The following is a 16882-nucleotide window of genomic DNA, read 5'->3' as shown; positions in this document are numbered from 1 at the left end:
CGCCGAAGCGTGCCCGGTGATCACGGGCCGGGGCTTCTCAAGCGGTCTCGTGGAAGTCCGGTGCGCCCCCGCACCCTGAGGGGGTGCGGGGGCGCGGGCCGCTGCGGGCCGACCACGGCCGGCCCGCAGTTGACCCGCTGCCCGTGGCGCGCCTAGCGGTGACTCGGGAACTCGACCACCTGCTGATAGGTCGGCCGGTTCTGCCAGTTGATGACGGACTGGGTGATGCCGCCGAGCGGGCGCTGCGCGATGCTGTCGGCGCACCACTGGTCGCCGGCCGAGCACCCGGCGTCGCCGGGGTAGACCTGGGCCGGGGTCTTCGCGGCGGCCTGCTTGAGGGTGCCGAGCAGGGCGTCGCGGCAGGCGGCCAGGTTGCCGTCACCGCAGTAGGCGCGGCCGAGCGGGCCCTGCACCGGCTGCCCAAGGACCGTACGCAGGTCCTTGTCGACATAGCTCCACCAGCCGAACTGGAAGGCGGAGCCCGCGTGCGCCCCGGTCGGGCCGTGGGCGGCCGAGGGGGATTCGTCGGTGCTCAGATTGGCGGTGAGGGCGCTGTAGAGCGGGTCGCCGAGTCCGGGCCTGAACTCGGCCTCCACGAGCAGCGGCCACCAGGCGTCCATCAGGCGCACCGCGTCGGGATGGGTGTACGTGTGCGAGCCCTGCGCGGTTTCGCGGCGCTGGGTTCCGTCCGCCTTCCAGGACTCCAACTGCTGTACCGCAGTGGCCAGTTGGGGGTCGGTGACGGGGGCGCTGCGCACGACCTTCAGAAGGTCGGGCAGAACGTCCTCGCCGCGCAGGTCGGTGACGGCGGCCTGGGCCATGGCCCGGGTGAGCGAGGAACGGGTGACGCCGCCCTGGGCGACCAGTGCCTTGACCCGGTCGTCGAGGAGGTTGGCGCGGTGCACCGAGCCGTCACCGAAGCCGGCCGTGGAGAAGTCCTTGGCCTGCTTGTTGTTCCAGGAGACGTAGTAGTCCTGGCCGATCGACTGGGGGTGCTGGGCGGGCGGGGTGTAGGCCGCCGTGTTGTACGCGGGATCGAAGCCCTGCCATTCGTAGGCCTGCTCGGCCTTGGTGGGCAGCGAGGGGTCGACGTTCGGGTTGCGGACCGGGTTCAGGCCGCTGTTGTAGTAGGCGGCGGTGCGGGAGTCCGCGTAGAACCAGTTGAAGGTGTAGTCGACGTGCTGGGCCGCCTCCTGGAAGGTCTTGGCGTCCTTGACGTAGGAGGGGTCGTTCATCATCTGGAAACCGATGATCGAATCGGCGTCGTGACGGTAGGTGGAGCGCAGTGAGGTGTACGCGACGGGCTTGCCGCCTACGGTGGCGCGGGCGGTGACGATGCCGTAGTTGGTGCGCCAGACCTGCATCCGGTAGGAGCCGGCCGCGGTGGTGTCGGCGACCGTCGGTGTCCAGGAGTTGGTCTTCTCCAGCTTCTCCATCGGGGTGCACACGCCCCGGTAGAGGTAGTGGGTGGAGTCCTGGCACAGCTCCACGGCGTAGGTGTCGGTGATGTCCTGGCCCGCCGAGGTGGCCGACCAGGCGTAGTCCTGGCCGCGGCCGAGCTGGACGTACATGCCGACCCCGGCGAAGGAAGCGCCGCGGGCGCTGATGCCGGGGCCCTGGATCTCCTGGAGCATCAGCAACTGTGGCGCGAAGTAGCCGGTTTGGGGACCGAACACCGCCACCGGGTTGCCGCTCGCGGTGTGCGAGCCGGACACGACGAGGGCGTTGGACATGCCGCGCGGCTTGCCGAGGTCTATGCCGGGCAGTGCGCCGTTGTCGTACATGCCCTTGAGCGGCTTGAGCTTCTGCGGAACTTTCACGTCCGCCTTGGCATTGGTGTTCGCCGAGCCCGTACGGTCGTAGACGAGCTGCTCGGGGACGACGGTACCGGGGTCGGGCATCGCGGTGCCCTGCGCGTTGGCGGGCTTGCCCGCGTACGGGAAGCTGGTGCCGTCGTGGACGGTGAGCGCCGCCTCGGGGTCGTTGCGTTCGCGGAAGGACTCCCAGATTTTGGTGCCCTCGGCGACGCCGTACTTGGCCTGCGCGGCCTGGAGGGAGAGCGCGGCCTGCACCTCGCCGCCACCGCCCCCGCCGAAGAGTCCGCCCACGACCGAGGCCAGCGCGATCAGGTCGGTGAGCTTGAAGGGCTGGATCTCCCCGACGTTCGTAATGGAGTCGATCTTGCCGGTCAGGACGTACTCGCCGGGGAAGTAGCGGCCGTCCTTGGACTGCTTGGCATAGGCGTTGATGCCGTCGACGTACGCCTGGGCGTCGGCCATGGCCTGCTCGCCGCGGGCGCCGTTGGTGGTGCGGATGCGGTCGACCTGCGCCTGGAGGTCGGCCTCGGTGTACGGGGCCTGCGGCCAGAACTCCTGCTCCAGGCCCTGGTTGGCGAGGGCACCGCCCGCGAAGGAGGTGAGCTCGCCGCGCCCGATGTGCCGGAAGAGGTCCATCAGCCAGAGCCGGTCCTGGCCGGCCGCGTACCCGGCGCCGTATTCGGTCCCGTACCGCGTGGTGCCCTTGATGTGCGGTACGCCCGTCGCCTTGTCCCGGGTGATGGTGACGTCGGGGCGCGGTGAACTGGTGGACTCCGCCTGCCCGTTCGGCACCCCGAAGGAGGCGTCGTTGAAGAAGCCGTTGAGCTTGTCGTCGGTGAGCGAGGACTGACCGGCCACCAGGGCGTCGTACTTGCCGAGTTGATCGTCGCTGTGTGCGGGGTGGGTCCCGAACAGCTTGTTGCCCAGGATCTCCACGAGAGTCGCGTTGCCGTTGGCGCCGGGCGGCAGGATGTCGGAGCACTGCCCCTGGCAGTGGTCGCCGTCCGCGGGTTCGGCGGCGCCGGCCGGGATCGCGGGGCTGAGCATCGCGGCGGCCAGGGCTATGACGGTGGCGGCGGTGGCGGCCGCCCTGCCCCGCCGCACGCGCGGGAGTGCCCGGGGTTTCCCGTTGGCGGTTCTGAGCCTTGCGGTGCGTCGTCGCATGCGCGCTCCTCAGCGGTCGTCTCGAAAGTCCGGTGCGATGGCCCGCCCGGTGAGGGGCGCGGCGCACCGCGCGACCAGCCACGAACTACCCGCGGATTTCGAACCGGTCTTCCGGCGGAGCGCTTAGTGGGGGGCCGATGCGCGGAGGCTACTCAGGGGTACGGCAGAACGTAAGGTGAACATGCGTCACCTTCTCCGAATCCCCACACGGCCGCCCGATCAGCTCCGCGATCTCCGCGGCGGCCACCGGCGGTGGATCCCATTTCGGCCTCGGCCGGTGCGCGTAATTCTTCCGGGCTCCGCAGGGATATGTGGGGCGGACGAATGGGGTTCGTGTCAGTGGGGCCCAAGTGGCCATGGGGAACAGACCGGTTGAAGGGATTCCGGATGCCCGACCGACCGGTTCCCGCCGTGGCTCACGCACGTCGCACGGCCCGCCCCCTTCCCTCACCTCGGGACGTTCGAGCAGGTGGGCGGGGAGGCGGGGCCATTCGAGCCAGCTCCCGAGCACTTCGTGAGAATCGGATTCCCGGGGAGCGGACAGGGTAGGCGAATCCCCCGTAATGGACGCCATCGGAATTTCGATGGAGCCGGATCGGCTTCCGGTACGTCCATTCCTCGACGCCGAAGTACGAGCGACGGAGGTGGCAGGGCCATGGCTGGTTTCCGCAGTCTGGCGAGACAGGTGCGCGACCCGAGGAACGATCTCGCGTTGCGGCGGTATTCGCTGCGCAAGTGCCTGGAACGGTTCGCCCCTTATGGGCACCGGGCGACCTGGGACCATCTGTGCGGCAGGCACCGCATCGGGCCCGAGGACCGGGCACCCGATCCGGCGCGGCTGGTGGCCGCGCTGGACGAGCTGGAGGCGGCCAGGGCCGTCTGGCTCGCCTACGAAGTGGAGTTCGCCCAGCGCAGGAAGCGCGAGAAGCACGAGGGGCTGCGGCGGCCGGGCTCCATCGACGACTGGCACCGGCGCACCTGGGGCGGTTTCGGGGTGGCGTGGTGCGACGATCCGGCGGTGCATCCGGACGGCCCGATGGCCGAGGTGCTCGGCCGTATGATCTCGGCCCTGCGGGGGGCACCCGGGGCAGCGTGCCCGGCGTGCGGCGGAGGACTGCTGGTGTGGAAACAGGATCTGGCCCATGAACCGTGGTTCGGACCGGTCTGCTCGGGCTGCGGGATCCTGGTGCCGCAGCCGGTGCTGACCTCCGAGGCGCTGGCGCGGGCCAAGTCGGTACGGCGCGGAGCGCTGGTATCGGTGGCGTGAGAGGCGCGGGGGCGAGCCGGCTCTCCCCCGCGTTGTCCGTGCGGCCGACATCGCGCCGCGCGTTGTCCGTGCCGGTCGCGTTGCCAGTGCCGTTCGGTTGCCAGTGCCGTTGGGGTCTCAGTGCCGTTCGGGTTGCCAGTGCCGTTGGGGTGTCAGTGCCGTTCGGCACCATCGACCACATGCTCCAGGCATGCCTCAACGGCGCACGAAGTACGCGTGACAGCGCGGCGGTTCCGCTCTGGTCGGCCGCGCTTGCCGAGTCCGCCGCGGGCAACGGACGGGGGCGCCGTCAGCCCTTGCGTTCCGCGAGCAGGCGGGAGCCGGCCATGCTGGTGCCGAACACGTCGTCCGGGTTGGACAGGACACAGGTGCTCAGCGACAGGCAGCCGCAGCCGATGCAGTCCGTGAGGTGATCGCGCAGCTGGCTCAACCGCTTGATGCGCTGGTCGAGTTCGGAGCGCCAGTTCTCGGAGAGGCGGGCCCAGTCCTCCTTCGTGGGGGTGCGCCCCTCCGGGAGTTCGGCCAGGGCGTCGCGGATCGTGGCGAGCGGAATGCCGACGCGCTGCGCGGCCCGCACGAAGGCGACGCGGCGCAGGGTGTCGCGGCAGTAGCGGCGCTGGTTGCCCGCGGTCCGGCGGCTGGTGATCAAGCCCTTGGACTCGTAGAAGTGCAGGGCGGACACGGCGGCCCCACTGCGCGCGGACAACTGCCCGACCGTGAGCTCGTGGATCTTCTCTGTAATCTGCGGCACCCCTCGAACCCTACTGGTCCACGTTCCGTACGTCGTTGACAGGACCGGCGGCCCCAACCATGCTGAGCTAGCTGAGCAAGCGCTTGTACATGACGGCGAGAGCGTCGCGAAAGGCAGGGATCAAGGACATGGCAGAGCCGAGGATCTTCACGTCCGCCGAAGAGCTGAAGGCCGGCGTCGGCGAGCAGCTCGGGCACAGCGACTGGCTGGAGATCGACCAGAAGCGAATCGATCTGTTCGCCGACGCCACCGGCGACCACCAGTGGATCCACGTCGACCCCGAGCGGGCCGCGGCCGGTCCCTTCGGGACGACCATCGCGCACGGCTACCTCACCCTGTCGCTGCTCCCGGCACTGGTCCCGCAGGTCCTGCGGGTCGAGGGCATGAAGATGGGCATCAACTACGGCACCGAGAAGGTCCGCTTCCCGGCCCCGGTGCCGGTGGGCTCGCGGCTGCGCGCCACCGCCGTGCTGACGGGGGTCGTGGAGGCGGGCGGTGGTGTCCAGGTCACTGCGAAGGTCACCGTCGAGCGCGAGGGCGGCGACAAGCCGGTCTGCGTGGCGGAGTCGGTCTCCCGCTACTTCTTCTGAGCACCGGCTCCGCAGTCCTTCGGGGCCCGGCGCCGCGGTCCTTCTGAACACCGGCTCCGCGGCCCGTGGAGCCCGGCGCCGCGGGACACCCGGGGCGAGCGCTTCCCGGCCGGGCCCCGCGGGCCGCTACTTCTGGGCCCCCACCATCCGCAGCACGAGGTCGGCGTAGAGCGCGCCGACCTCGTCGGGCGTGCGCCGCCCCTGGGTGTTGAACCAGCGCGCCACGTCGATGCAGAGCGACAGCACGGCGAGCGTGGTGCCGGGCACGTCCGGCACGTCGAACTCCCCCGCCGCCACCCCGTCGTTGAGGATGCGGCGCACCGCGGCGTCGCTGCGCCTGCGCAGTTCCACGATCTCGGTGCGGTGCTCGTCGCCGAGCGCGTCGAGTTCGTACTGGACCACACGGGCCGTCATGTGGTGCCCGGCGTGCCAGCGGACGAAGGAGCGCACGGCGGCACAGAGCCGTTCGGCCGCGCTCCCCTCGGCGTCCGCCGCGGACTCCAGGATCTCCAGCGCCTTGTCGTGGCCGATCCTGCTGATCCGGTGGAGCAGCTCTTCCTTGGTCTTGTAGTGGATGTAGAGCGCGGCCGGGCTCATACCGGCCCGGCCCGCGATGTCACGGGTGGTGGTGGCGTGGTAGCCGCGCTCGGCGAACGCCTCGACGGCGGCGACGAGCAGTCGCCTGGCGGCCTCGGGCGTGACCTCACCCCAGGGCTTCTCCTCGCCGCCGGCCGTCTCCTCAGTCACGTCAGCCGTGCCCATCGCTCGCCCCTTCCATCCGTCCGTACTTCCGTTCAGCGGGACGAACACCATACCCCGAGGGTGAGCAAGCGCTTAGAGCTTCTGGAACGGGTCGTGTTCCGCGAGGAGCTTCTCCAGTCGGGCCTGGTCGACGCGGCTGACGATCTGCCCAGCCTCCTGCCGGTCCCTGATCACCTTGGCCAGCGTGAAGGCGGAGGTGACGAGGTAGAGGACGGCGATGCCGAGGAAGGCGCGCACCCAGGCGTCGGCCTGGAGACGGAGGATCCCGATCGCGGTGGCGAAGAGCGCTGTCGCGAAGGCGGCCACGGCCTGCCCGTAGTAGGCCGCGGTGTTCTGCTGCTTGACCGGTGTGTCACTCATGACGGACAGCATGAGGCGGATGCGGCACGCGCCATATCCGCTCTCGTACTCAGGGACGTACTCACTGGGACCGGGGGCTAGAATGCCGAAACCCCGGTCTCCGCGCGGCCGATGATGAGTTTCTGGATCTGGCTGGTGCCTTCGTACAGGGTCATCACGCGGGCGTCGCGCAGCAGCTTTCCGACCGGGTACTCGTCGATGTAGCCGTAGCCGCCGAAGACCTGGAGGGCGTTGTTGGCGGCACGCACCGCGGCCTCGGAGGCGAACAGCTTCGCCTTGGAGGCGGCGGTCGCGAACTCCTGGCCCCGGTCGACCAGATCGGCCACCCGCCAGGTCAGCAGCCGGGCCGCGTCCACGTCCACCGAGATGTCGCTGATCAGCTCCTGGACGAGCTGGTAGTGGGCGATCGGCTTGCCGAACTGCTCGCGCTCACCGGCGTAGCGCACGGCCGCGTCGAGTGCGGCCTGGGCGATGCCGACGCAGCCCGCCGCGACCGACATCCGCCCCTTGGCGAGCGCCGACATCGCTATCGAGAAGCCCTTGCCCTCGGGGCCCAGCAGGGCGCTCGCCGGGACCCGTACGTCTTCGAGGACGAGTTCGGCGGTCGCCTGGCCGCGCAGGCCGAGCTTGCCGTGGATGGCGCGACGGCTCAGCCCCGGGGTGTCGGCGGGCACGAGGAACGCGGAGACACCGCGGTGGCCGGGCTCGCTGTTGGTGCGGGCGAAGAGCAGCACCACATCGGCCCAAGTGCCGTTGGTGATGAACATCTTGGTGCCGTTGATGACGTACCCGTCGCCGTCCCGCACGGCCCGCGTGGCGAGGTTGCCCGCGTCCGAGCCGGTGCCCGGCTCGGTGAGCCCGAAGCAGCCGACGGCGTCGCCGGAGGTGAGGCGCGGCAGCCAGGCCCGCTTGTGCTCCTCCTCGCCCCAGGACGCGATGGTCTTGGCGACCAGGCCGAGCGAGACCGAGACGATGCCGCGGACCGAGGAGTCACCGCGACCCAGTTCCTCGGTGACCAGGCAGTAGGCGAGGTGGTCGCCGCCGGAGCCGCCGTACTCCTCGTCGATGGTGAGCCCGAGGAACCCGAGCGCGCCCAGCTTCTTCACGATCGACTTGTCGACGTTCTCCGAACGGTCCCACTCGATGACGTGCGGGGTGATCTCGCGGCCCACGAACTCCTCGGCGAGCTGCCGCACCGCCGCCTGCTCCTCGCTCAGCTCCAGGTTCATCCCTGCACCCCAGTTTTAATTACCACTGCTAGTTTTTGGTTGGCAGGCCCTACTATGTGCCGCATGGCCCGACCGCGCAAGCCCCTCCTGAGCCCCGACCGCATCGTCTCGACGGCGAGCGCGCTGGTGGACACGGAGGGCCTCGCGGCGGTCTCGACCCGGCGCCTCGCCGCCCAGCTGGGGGTCAGCGGCCCGTCCCTGTACAACCACTTCCGCACCAAGGACGAGATCCTGGAGGCCGTGGCCGACGCCACCTCCGCACAGGTCGACCTGTCGATGTTCGACCCGGACGACGACCGCGACTGGCGTACGTCGCTGCACGACTGGGCGGTGGCCTACCGAGCGGTCCTCACCCGCCACCCCAACATCGTTCCGGTGCTCGCCCAGGGGCCGGGCCGCCGGCCGGCGGGTCTGCGGCTCGCCGACGCGGTGTTCGGCGCGATGGTCGCGGCGGGCTGGCCGCCCGCGCAGGCGACCCGCATCGGCGCGCTGATGCGGTACTTCATCATGGGCTCGGCGCTCGGCTCCTTCGCGCGCGGATTCGTGGACGACGAGAGCGCGTACGACCCGGCGGACTATCCGCACCTGGGCCAGGCGCACCTCCTCGCCGAGCGTCAGGAGCGGATCGACGAGGGCGCCTTCGAGACCGGGCTCCAGGCCCTGCTCGACGGGCTCGCGATCCAGTACGGAGCGCTGGGCGACCAGCCCGCCCCCGAGGCGGCGGGCCCCGCTCGATAATTCGGCCGAATCCCGACCGCCGGACGCCTACTGTCCTCGCATGACCATGACGAACTTCTCACCCGAGCGCCGTTCCGCTCGGCTCGCCCTGGCCGCGGTGGCGGTCTCCGTCGTGTTGTGGGCCTCGGCCTTCGTTGCGATCCGCAGCGCGGGGGACGCCTACGCCCCCGGCGCACTCGCCCTCGGCCGTCTGCTGTCCGGGGCGCTCGTGCTCGGTCTCCTGCTCCTCATACGCCGCGAGGGGCTGCCGCCGAAGGCTGCCTGGCCCGGCATCGTGGCGTCCGGCGTGCTGTGGTTCGGCTGCTACATGGTGGTCCTCAACTGGGGCGAGCGGCAGGTCGACGCCGGCACCGCCGCGATGATCGTGAACGTCGGCCCCATCCTCATGGCGCTGCTCGCCTCCCGCTTCCTCGGCGAGGCGCTGCCGCCGCGCCTGCTCGCGGGCATGGCCGTCTCGTTCGCGGGCGCGGTCGCGGTGGGCCTCTCGATGTCGGGCGACGGGCACGCCTCGGTGCTCGGCGTGCTGCTGTGTCTGGCAGCGGCGGCCACGTACGCGGCCGGAGTCGTCCTGCAGAAGCCCGCGCTGCGGCACGGCAGCCCGCTCCAAGTCACCTTCTTCAGCTGCCTGGTGGGGGCGCTGGCCTGTCTGCCGTTCAGCGGGCAGCTGATCTCGGACGCCTCGCACGCACCCGCCTCGGCGACCCTCAACATCGTCTATCTGGGTGTGTTCCCGACCGCCCTCGCGTTCACGACCTGGGCGTACGCGCTGGCCCGCACCGCGGCGAGCCGCATGGGCGCGACGACGTACGTGGTGCCCGCCATGGTGGTGCTGATGTCCTGGGCGGTGCTCGACGAGGTCCCGGCCGCGCTCACGCTGCTCGGCGGCGCGATCTGCCTGGCGGGCGTGGCCGTTTCGCGGTCCCGGCCGCGGCGGTCCTCCCCGGGCGGGGTCACCGTGGCAGCCGGCCCCGCCGCCGGGGCCGCGCCCTCCGCCCCCAAGGACGCGGGCGAGCCCAGCCCTGGGGAACGGATCGGCTGAGCCGGGTCCGGCTAGAACACCACCAGCGCCCGGCCCCCCTTGCCCGCGATCATGTTGTCGAAGGCGGCCGGGATGCCGTCGAGGCCGATGCGCTCGGACACCATCGAGTCGAGGTCGAGGCGGCCGGAGCGGATGTGCTCGGCGAGGACCGGGAGGTCGGCCGCCGGGTCGGAGTTGCCGTACACGCAGCCCGCGAGCGTGCGGCCCCAGTGGAAGATCTCCAGCGCGTTGAAGCTGACCTGCTGGTCCTTGCCGCCGATGCCAACGACGGTGGTGCGCCCGCCGCGGCGGGTGGACTCCCACGCGGTACGGATGGTGACCGCGCGGCCCACGCATTCGACGGCCACGTCGGTGCCCTGGCCGCCGGTGAGCTTGCGGATGTCCTTGGCGGTGGTCTCGGAGGCGATGACGAAGTCGGTCGCGCCCGCCTCGCGGGCCAGCGCCTCCTTCTCCGGCGAGACGTCGACCGCGATGATCTGCGCGGCGCCCGCGATCCGGGCCGACTGAAGGGTGGCCAGACCCACCCCGCCCACGCCGAAGACCGCGACCGTCTCACCCTCGCGCACCTTCGCCGAGTGGTGCACGGCGCCGTACCCGGTGAGGACGGCGCAGCCCAGCAGCGCGGCCTCGGTGAGCGGAATGCCGTCCGGCAGCGGCAGCAGGCAGTTCTCGGCGACGACGGTCTCCTCGGCGAACGCGGCGACGTTCAGGCCCGGGTGGAGCTCGGTGCCGCCGGCGGTGCGTGCGTACACCGCGGCCGCGCCGTTCAGCGCGTTGACGCAGAGCCACACCTCGCCGAGCGAGCACGGATGGCAACTGCCGCAGGACGGCGCCCAGTTGAGGACCACCCGGTCGCCGGGCGCGACGGAGCCGACGCCCTCGCCGACCGCGACGACCGTCCCGGCGCCCTCGTGGCCGAGGACGGCGGGGACCGGGACCCGCATGGTGCCGTTGGTCAGCGAGAGGTCGGAGTGACAGACCCCGGCGGCGGCCAGGCGCACCCGCACCTGGCCGGGGCCCGGTTCGGGCAGGTCGATTTCGGTGATCTCCAGCGGAGAGCCGACGGCAGGTAGTACGGCGGCGCGAACCATGACGTGCGTGACTCCTGAACGATCAGAACGGAAAGGGCGGCGGCCAAAGAGTAGGGCGTCCGGTCAGAACTGGACGTCCGGTCAGAACTGGAGCGACTTGGTCTGGAGGTACTCGGCCAGACCGTGCACGCCGAGCTCCCGGCCCACACCCGACTGCTTGTAACCGCCGAACGGGGCGAGGGGGTTGAAGCGTCCGCCGTTGATGTCGACCTGGCCGGTGTCCATGCGCCGCGCGAAGGCCACGGCCTCGGCCTCGTCGGCCGCCCAGACCGCGCCCGCCAGGCCGTACACCGTGCCGTTGGCGATCCGCAGCGCGTCGTCCTCGTCCTCGTACTTGATGATCGAGACGACCGGGCCGAAGATCTCCTCCTGGGCGATGGTCATCTCGGGGGTGACGTCCGCGAAGACGGTCGGCGCGACGTAGTAGCCCTGCTCCAGGGGTGCCTCGGCGCCGCCGGCCACCAGCCGCGCGCCCTCCCGCACGCCCTTGTCGATGTAGCCGCGGACGCGCGCGAGCTGCTTGGCGTTGACGAGCGGGCCGACGCGGTCGCCGACGGTGTACTTGGCGGCCGCGGCCGCCGCCAGCTCGACGGCCTCCTCGTACTGGTCCGCGTGGACCAGCATCCGCGTCCACGCGCTGCACGTCTGGCCGGAGTTGCTCATGACGTTGGCGACCCCCACGCCGACGGCCTTGGCGAGGTCGGCGGAGGGCAGGATGACGTTGGCGGACTTGCCGCCCAGCTCCAGGGCGACCCGCTTGACGGCGGCGCCGGCCGTGGCGCCGATCTGCTTGCCGACGGCCGTGGAGCCGGTGAAGGACACCAGGTCGACGCCCTCGTGCTCGGCGAGGGCCTGGCCCGCGACGGGGCCGAGGCCGGTGACCAGGTTGAACACCCCGGCGGGCAGGCCTGCTTCGTGCACCACCTCGGCGAAGAGCTGCGCGGTCAGGGGCGTGTCCTCGGCGGGTTTGAGGACGACCGTGCAGCCCGCCGCCAATGCGGGTGCCACCTTGTTGACGATCTGGTGCAGCGGATAGTTCCAGGGCGTGATCGCCCCGACGACCCCGGCCGGCTCCTGGTGGACGACGGAGTTCTGAATCTTCTCCTCGAAGCGGTACGAGGCGGCGAGTTCGGCGTACGAGGCGGCGACCGCGATCGGCAGCCCCGTCTGCACGGCCTGCGCGAACGGCAACGGTGCGCCGAGTTCCGCGCTGATGGTCTCGGCGATCTCGTCCTTGCGGGCCAGAAGGTGGTCCCGCAGCGCGCTGAGCTTGGCGGCGCGCTCGGCCGGTTCGGTCGCGGCCCAGGCCGGCAGTGCCGCGCGGGCGGCGCGTACCGCCGCATCGACGTCCTCGGCCGTACCGGCCGGCACGTGCCCGATGACCTGCTCGTCGGCCGGATTCACCACCGCGATGGTGTCCTGGCCGACGGCGGGCCGCCACGCGCCGCCGATGTACATGCCGTCGTGGGCCTTCATCGCATTCCTCCCGGGCGGAGCCGTTGTCGTCCGTCGCTCAAACTAACGCTGTTAGTTTTTCAGCGCCAGGGCCCCCCGCGGAGCTGTCAGATGGTGCCGAACAGTATCCCCGCCCCCAGCACCACCAGCGAGGTGATCGTGGCCCACTTCACGGTGAACCGGGTGTGGTCGCCGAACTCGACCTTGGCCATGCCGACCAGCACGTACACCGCGGGGACCAGCGGGCTGGACATGTGCAGGGCCTGACCGGCCAGGGAGGCGCGGGCGATCTCCAGCGGGGAGACGCCGTGCGCGGCACCGGCCTCGGCGAGGACGGGCAGGACGCCGAAGTAGAAGCCGTCGTTCGACATGAAGTAGGTGAGCGGCAGGCTGAGCACTCCGGTGACCAGGCCCATCTGCGAGCCCATGCTGTCCGGCACCACACCGACCAGCCAGTCCGCCATGTGCTTGACCATGCCGGTGCCGCTGAGGACGCCAGTGAAGACGGCTGCCGCGAAGACCATGCCGGAGACGTTGACGACGTTGTCCGCGTGGGCGGCGATGCGGGCCTTCTGGTCCGGGATGTGCGGGAAGTTCACGGTCAGCGCGAGCGCTGCGCCGAGCAGGAAAAGTACCGGGATCGGCAGCCACTCCATGATCATGGAGGTGAGCAGGGCGACGGTGAGCAGTGCGTTGAACCAGTACAGCCTGGGTCGCAGCGTCGGCCGGGCGGAGTCGAGCCCCTGGAAGTCGTCGCCCTCGAAGGAGTCCGCTCCGGCGCCGCCGCTCGCCTTGCGCGGAACCTCGCCGGAGCCCGCGGCCCCGACCAGCACGGTCTCCGACTCCGGCGCGAGCACCTTGTCGAGGGACAGGTAGCCGACGCGCTTGCGCTCGCGCATGCCGAGCACGTATGAGAGGAGGAAGACGGCGACCAGGCCGACCGCGAGCGCGGGGATCATCGGCACGAAGATGTCGGAGGCGTCCAGCTTGAGCGCGGTGGCGGCGCGGGCGGTCGGGCCGCCCCAGGGCAGCGTGTTCATGACCCCGTTGGCGGTGGCGGCGACGCCCGTCATCACGACGAGGCTCATGCCGAGCCGCTTGTACAGCGGGTACATCGCCGAGACCGTGATCATGAAGGTGGTGGAACCGTCGCCGTCGAGCGAGACGATCGCGGCGAGCACCGCCGTGCCGACCACGACCCGCATCGGATCGGCCTTGCAGAAGCGCAGGATGCCCCGGACGACCGGATCGAAGAGGCCGACGTCGATCATCACGCCGAAGTAGATGATCGCGAACATGAGCATCGCGGCGGTCGGCGCGAGCGAGCCGACGCCCTTGATGACGTAGTCGCCGAGATGGGCTCCCTTGCCGACGAAGACGCAGAAGAGAGCGGGGATCAAAACCAGCGCCGCGATCGGCGACATCTTCTTCAGCATGATCAGGACCAGGAAGGTCGCGATCATGCCGAAGCCGAGGATGGTCAGCATTCAGAACACCTAACGTTCACCCTTGAACTCCCGCCAGGGGCTGGCGGTGCGGATGACGTTAGGTCGCCGTTTCAATCCTTAACAAGATGTTGACACCTGAGCAATACGAGCAAAACTCCAGGTCACGGCAGGGGTACGAGGGTGACGGGGAAGCCGTTGAGCACCGAGGTCCCCGACAGGGGGTCGAGCCGGGAGCCGTCGAGCAGCTGATTGACGTTGACGCCGGGGCGGTCGGCCGCCACCGCGAGCCGGCTGCCGGGCCTGGTGTGTCCCCAGCCGTGCGGCAGGCTGACGACGCCCCTGCGCACGCTGTCGGTGATCTCCACGGGGGCCGCGACCGCGCCGCCGTCCGACGTGATCCGTACCTCGGCGCCGTCGGCGAGGCCAAGCCGGGCCGCGTCGTCGGGGTGGATCTGAAGTGTGCAGCGGTTGGAACCGCCGTTGAGGGCGGGGATGTTGTGCAGCCAGCTGTTGTTGGAGCGCAGATGACGCCGGCCGACGAGCACGAGGGAGGCGGGACGCTCTTCGAGGGCGGCGCGCAGCCGGGGCAGGTCGGCGGCGACGGGCGCGGGGAGCAGTTCGATCCGCCCGCTGCGGGTCCTGAGGACCTGCGGGAGACGGGGCTGAAGCGGCCCGAGGTCGATGCCGTGAGGGTGGGCCAGCACCCGCTCCAGGGTGAGGCCGTCGGCCCGCGCCCCGAAGCCGTCGCCGTAGGGGCCGAGCCTGAGCATGAGGTCGAGACGGCGCTCGGGCCCGCTCGCTCCGGCGAGGCGGGCGGCGAGCGCCTTGGCGTCCTGGCCGTGCACGGCGGAGTGCGGGTCGGCAACCGCGGCGGCCAGCGTGCGGTCGATGACCATGGTGTCCACCGCGGCGGGCTCGGCGCCGTGCATCCCGCTGACGGCGAGCACCAGCCGGGCGTGGATCTCGCACTCGTCCATGCGCCCCTCGGCGAGCGGCACCGCGGCCCGCGTGTAGCGGACCTGGTTGCGGACGGCGAAGGCGTTGAAGGTGAAGTCGAAGTGCGCGCTCTGCGAGGGCGGCGGCGGGGGCAGTACGACATCGGCGTGCAGCGAGGTCTCGTTCAGGTACGGGTCGATGCTGATCATGAAGTCCAGCCCGGCGAGCGCCCGGTCGAGCCGGTCGCCGTCCGGCGCGGAGAGCACGGGGTTGGCCGCGCACGCGATGACCGCGCGGATCTGTCCCTCGCCCGGTGTCTCGATCTCCTCGGCGAGCGCGGCGATGGGCAGTTCGGACTTCGCCTCCGGGTGCCGTGCGACCCGGCTGTGCCAGCGCCCGAGCGCGAATCCCTTGCCGGGTCCGGCCGGCCGCGGGGCCCGGTCGGTGGCGGAGAGCGGGAAGAGCGCGCCGCCGGGCCGGTCGAGGTTGCCGGTGAGAACGTTGAGTACGTCGACCAACCAGCTGGCCAGGGTACCGTGCTCGACGGTGCAGCTGCCGATCCGGCCGTATACGGCCGCGGTGGGCGCGGCGGCGAGTTCGCGGGCCATGACCCGGATGTCGGCCGGCTCCACGTCGCAGGCGGCGGCGACGGCCTCGGGCGTGAACTCCCTCAGTTCGCGGGCCAGTTCATCGAACCCTTCGAGCTGCTCGGCCAGGTCCCCGGGCGCGGTGAGCTTCTCCTCGAAGAGCACCTGGGCGATCGAGGCGAGCAGCAGGGCGTCGGTGCCGGGCCGGATGGCGACGTGCCGGTCGGCCAGCTTCGCGGTGCGGGTGCGGCGCGGGTCGACCACGGTGAGCGTGCCGCCGCGCCGGCGCAGGGCCTTGAGCTTGCCCGGGAAGTCGGGGGCGGTGCACAGGCTGCCGTTGGATTCGAGCGGGTTGGCGCCGAGCAGCAGCAGATGTCCGGTGTGGTCCAGGTCGGGCACCGGGATGGCCAACGGGTCGCCGTACAGCAGCCCGCTGGAGACGTGCTTGGGCATCTGGTCGAGCGTGCTCGCGGTGAAGAGGTTGTGGGTGCCCAGCGCGCGCAGCAGGGCGGTCGGGTAGAGGGCTCCGGCCATGGTGTGGACGTTGGGATTGCCGAGCACCACGCCCACCGCGTCGGGCCCGTACCGCTCGACTATCGGCCGCAGCCGGGCGGCGATCGCGTCGAAGGCCTCGGCCCAGCCGGCCGGCTCAAGGACGCCGTCGCGCCGTACGAGCGGTGTGGTGAGCCGGTCGGGGTCGCTGTCGACGTCCCCGAGGGAGGCGCCCTTGGGGCAGATGAACCCCTGGCTGAACACGTCGTCCGCGTCGCCCCGGGCGCCGGTGATCCGGCCGCCCTCCAGGGTGAGGCTCAGCCCGCAGGTGGCTTCGCAGAGCGGGCAGATACGCAGGGCGGTGCGGGACATACGTCCTCCCAGGGCGGCGGCGCGCGGGCGCTTCGAGCATACCGACCGGTAGGCATGCGCGGGAGGTCCCGGACGGATCAGTCCAGGGTCCGGGCGAGATACGCGTGCAGCAGCTCCCGCGTCTGGGCGACGATGTGGGGGTCGCCCTGCGGGTCCGTGCGGAAGGCGAGACGCAGGGTGGCGTCGGCAGCCTCCACCGCGACCAGGATGACCCGCCGCAGATCCGCGTCCAGGGTGCGGCCGAACTGGGCCGGGAGGAGTTCGGCGAGCCGGTCTGCGAGCAGGTGGTTGGCGTCGGAGGAGGGGTCGGGCACCGGCTGGGGACCGCCGAAGTCGACCAGGTTGAAGCCGGGCACCGTCTGTTTCAGGACGAGGTACTCGTCCAGGACCGCGTCGACGGCGCCCCGCCAGTCGGCCGCGTCGATGCTCTCCAGGCGCGCGTTGATCATGACGGCGTAGCGGTCGAGGTTGCGGGCGGCGAGCGCCTCGGCCATGGCCCGTTTGTTTCCGAAGAAGCGGTAGACGGAACCGATGGGCACGCCCGCGCGCTGGGCCACGGCCCGCGTCGAGAGCTCTTCGTAGCCGGTCTCGTCGAGGAGTTCGGCGCAGGCGTCGAGTATCCGGGACAGCCGCTCGGCGCTGCGCCGCTGCACGGGCGCGCGACGGAGGTTCGCGTGGACATCAGGAGCAGGAGGCACGGGCCCATCATGCCCGGCCCGGCCGGTTTTCCCGTTGACGCGTCCCGATCGTAATCCTACGGTTGAGCATAGGATTCCGGCACGGC

14 protein-coding genes are annotated in these 16882 nt (G+C 71.0%); 4 read left to right on the top strand and 10 right to left on the bottom strand.

Translation table 11 applies throughout. The features are described from left to right. Positions 1-152 precede the first annotated feature (152 nt). Complete coding sequence (locus OG522_RS29355) at positions 153-2981, bottom strand: penicillin acylase family protein (RefSeq protein ID WP_443074763.1); 2829 nt, start codon at positions 2979-2981, stop codon at positions 153-155. A gap of 655 nt (positions 2982-3636) precedes the next feature. Here OG522_RS29355 and OG522_RS29350 point away from each other — a divergent pair. Further along, entirely contained in the window at positions 3637-4248 is a 612-nt protein-coding gene (locus OG522_RS29350) for a hypothetical protein (protein WP_329466038.1), read from the top strand. 289 nt (positions 4249-4537) lie between these two features. On the opposite strand, the gene soxR is transcribed toward OG522_RS29350, so the two are convergent. Continuing rightward, positions 4538-4999 carry a redox-sensitive transcriptional activator SoxR gene (gene soxR / locus OG522_RS29345; RefSeq protein WP_329466037.1) on the bottom strand — a complete coding sequence of 154 codons (462 nt, stop codon included), beginning with the start codon at positions 4997-4999 and terminating at the stop codon, positions 4538-4540. Positions 5000-5127: 128 nt separating this feature from the next. On the opposite strand from soxR, the gene OG522_RS29340 reads away from it, so the two are divergent. Beyond that, positions 5128-5589 (top strand): MaoC family dehydratase, encoded by a 462-nt coding sequence (locus OG522_RS29340; RefSeq protein ID WP_329466036.1) that lies wholly within the window; start codon positions 5128-5130, stop codon positions 5587-5589. 126 nt (positions 5590-5715) lie between these two features. Here the strand turns inward: OG522_RS29340 and OG522_RS29335 are convergent, their stop codons facing one another. The 3 genes from OG522_RS29335 to OG522_RS29325 all read right to left on the bottom strand — a co-directional run bounded on the left by OG522_RS29335 (position 5716) and on the right by OG522_RS29325 (position 7940). Beyond that, on the bottom strand, positions 5716-6351 hold the full coding sequence (locus OG522_RS29335; RefSeq protein WP_329466034.1) for a TetR/AcrR family transcriptional regulator: 636 nt from the start codon (positions 6349-6351) through the stop codon (positions 5716-5718). A gap of 72 nt (positions 6352-6423) precedes the next feature. After that, positions 6424-6711 (bottom strand): YiaA/YiaB family inner membrane protein, encoded by a 288-nt coding sequence (locus tag OG522_RS29330; protein WP_329466033.1) that lies wholly within the window; start codon positions 6709-6711, stop codon positions 6424-6426. A gap of 77 nt (positions 6712-6788) precedes the next feature. Beyond that, entirely contained in the window at positions 6789-7940 is a 1152-nt protein-coding gene (locus tag OG522_RS29325; protein ID WP_329466032.1) for an acyl-CoA dehydrogenase family protein, read from the bottom strand. Positions 7941-7994: 54 nt separating this feature from the next. Between OG522_RS29325 and OG522_RS29320 the strand changes: the two genes are divergently transcribed. Then, positions 7995-8678 carry a TetR/AcrR family transcriptional regulator gene (locus OG522_RS29320; protein WP_329467781.1) on the top strand — a complete coding sequence of 228 codons (684 nt, stop codon included), beginning with the start codon at positions 7995-7997 and terminating at the stop codon, positions 8676-8678. A 40-nt stretch (positions 8679-8718) separates the two neighbouring features. Then, positions 8719-9717, top strand: coding sequence for a DMT family transporter (locus tag OG522_RS29315; RefSeq protein WP_443074762.1), 999 nt, complete (start codon positions 8719-8721; stop codon positions 9715-9717). Between the two features lie 11 nt (positions 9718-9728). Here the strand turns inward: OG522_RS29315 and OG522_RS29310 are convergent, their stop codons facing one another. The 5 genes from OG522_RS29310 to OG522_RS29290 all read right to left on the bottom strand — a co-directional run bounded on the left by OG522_RS29310 (position 9729) and on the right by OG522_RS29290 (position 16796). Further along, positions 9729-10808: a Zn-dependent alcohol dehydrogenase gene (locus OG522_RS29310; RefSeq protein ID WP_329466031.1), complete on the bottom strand. Its 1080-nt coding sequence runs from the start codon at positions 10806-10808 to the stop codon at positions 9729-9731. 81 nt (positions 10809-10889) lie between these two features. Next, on the bottom strand, positions 10890-12284 hold the full coding sequence (locus tag OG522_RS29305; RefSeq protein ID WP_329466030.1) for an aldehyde dehydrogenase family protein: 1395 nt from the start codon (positions 12282-12284) through the stop codon (positions 10890-10892). A gap of 86 nt (positions 12285-12370) precedes the next feature. Beyond that, the gene (locus OG522_RS29300; protein ID WP_329466029.1) at positions 12371-13750 is read right to left on the bottom strand and encodes a CitMHS family transporter; all 1380 of its coding nucleotides are present in this window, start codon (positions 13748-13750) and stop codon (positions 12371-12373) included. A 122-nt stretch (positions 13751-13872) separates the two neighbouring features. Continuing rightward, positions 13873-16098, bottom strand: a complete 2226-nt coding sequence (locus tag OG522_RS29295) for a molybdopterin oxidoreductase family protein (RefSeq protein ID WP_329466028.1) — start codon at positions 16096-16098, stop codon at positions 13873-13875. Positions 16099-16175: 77 nt separating this feature from the next. Further along, positions 16176-16796 carry a TetR/AcrR family transcriptional regulator gene (locus OG522_RS29290; RefSeq protein ID WP_329466027.1) on the bottom strand — a complete coding sequence of 207 codons (621 nt, stop codon included), beginning with the start codon at positions 16794-16796 and terminating at the stop codon, positions 16176-16178. Between the last annotated feature and the right edge of the window lie 86 nt (positions 16797-16882).

The organism is Streptomyces sp. NBC_01431 (assembly GCF_036231355.1).
GTDB lineage: Bacteria > Actinomycetota > Actinomycetes > Streptomycetales > Streptomycetaceae > Streptomyces.
Note: the sequence above shows the minus strand (reverse complement) of the source record. Positions and strands in the feature narration are given on the sequence as shown.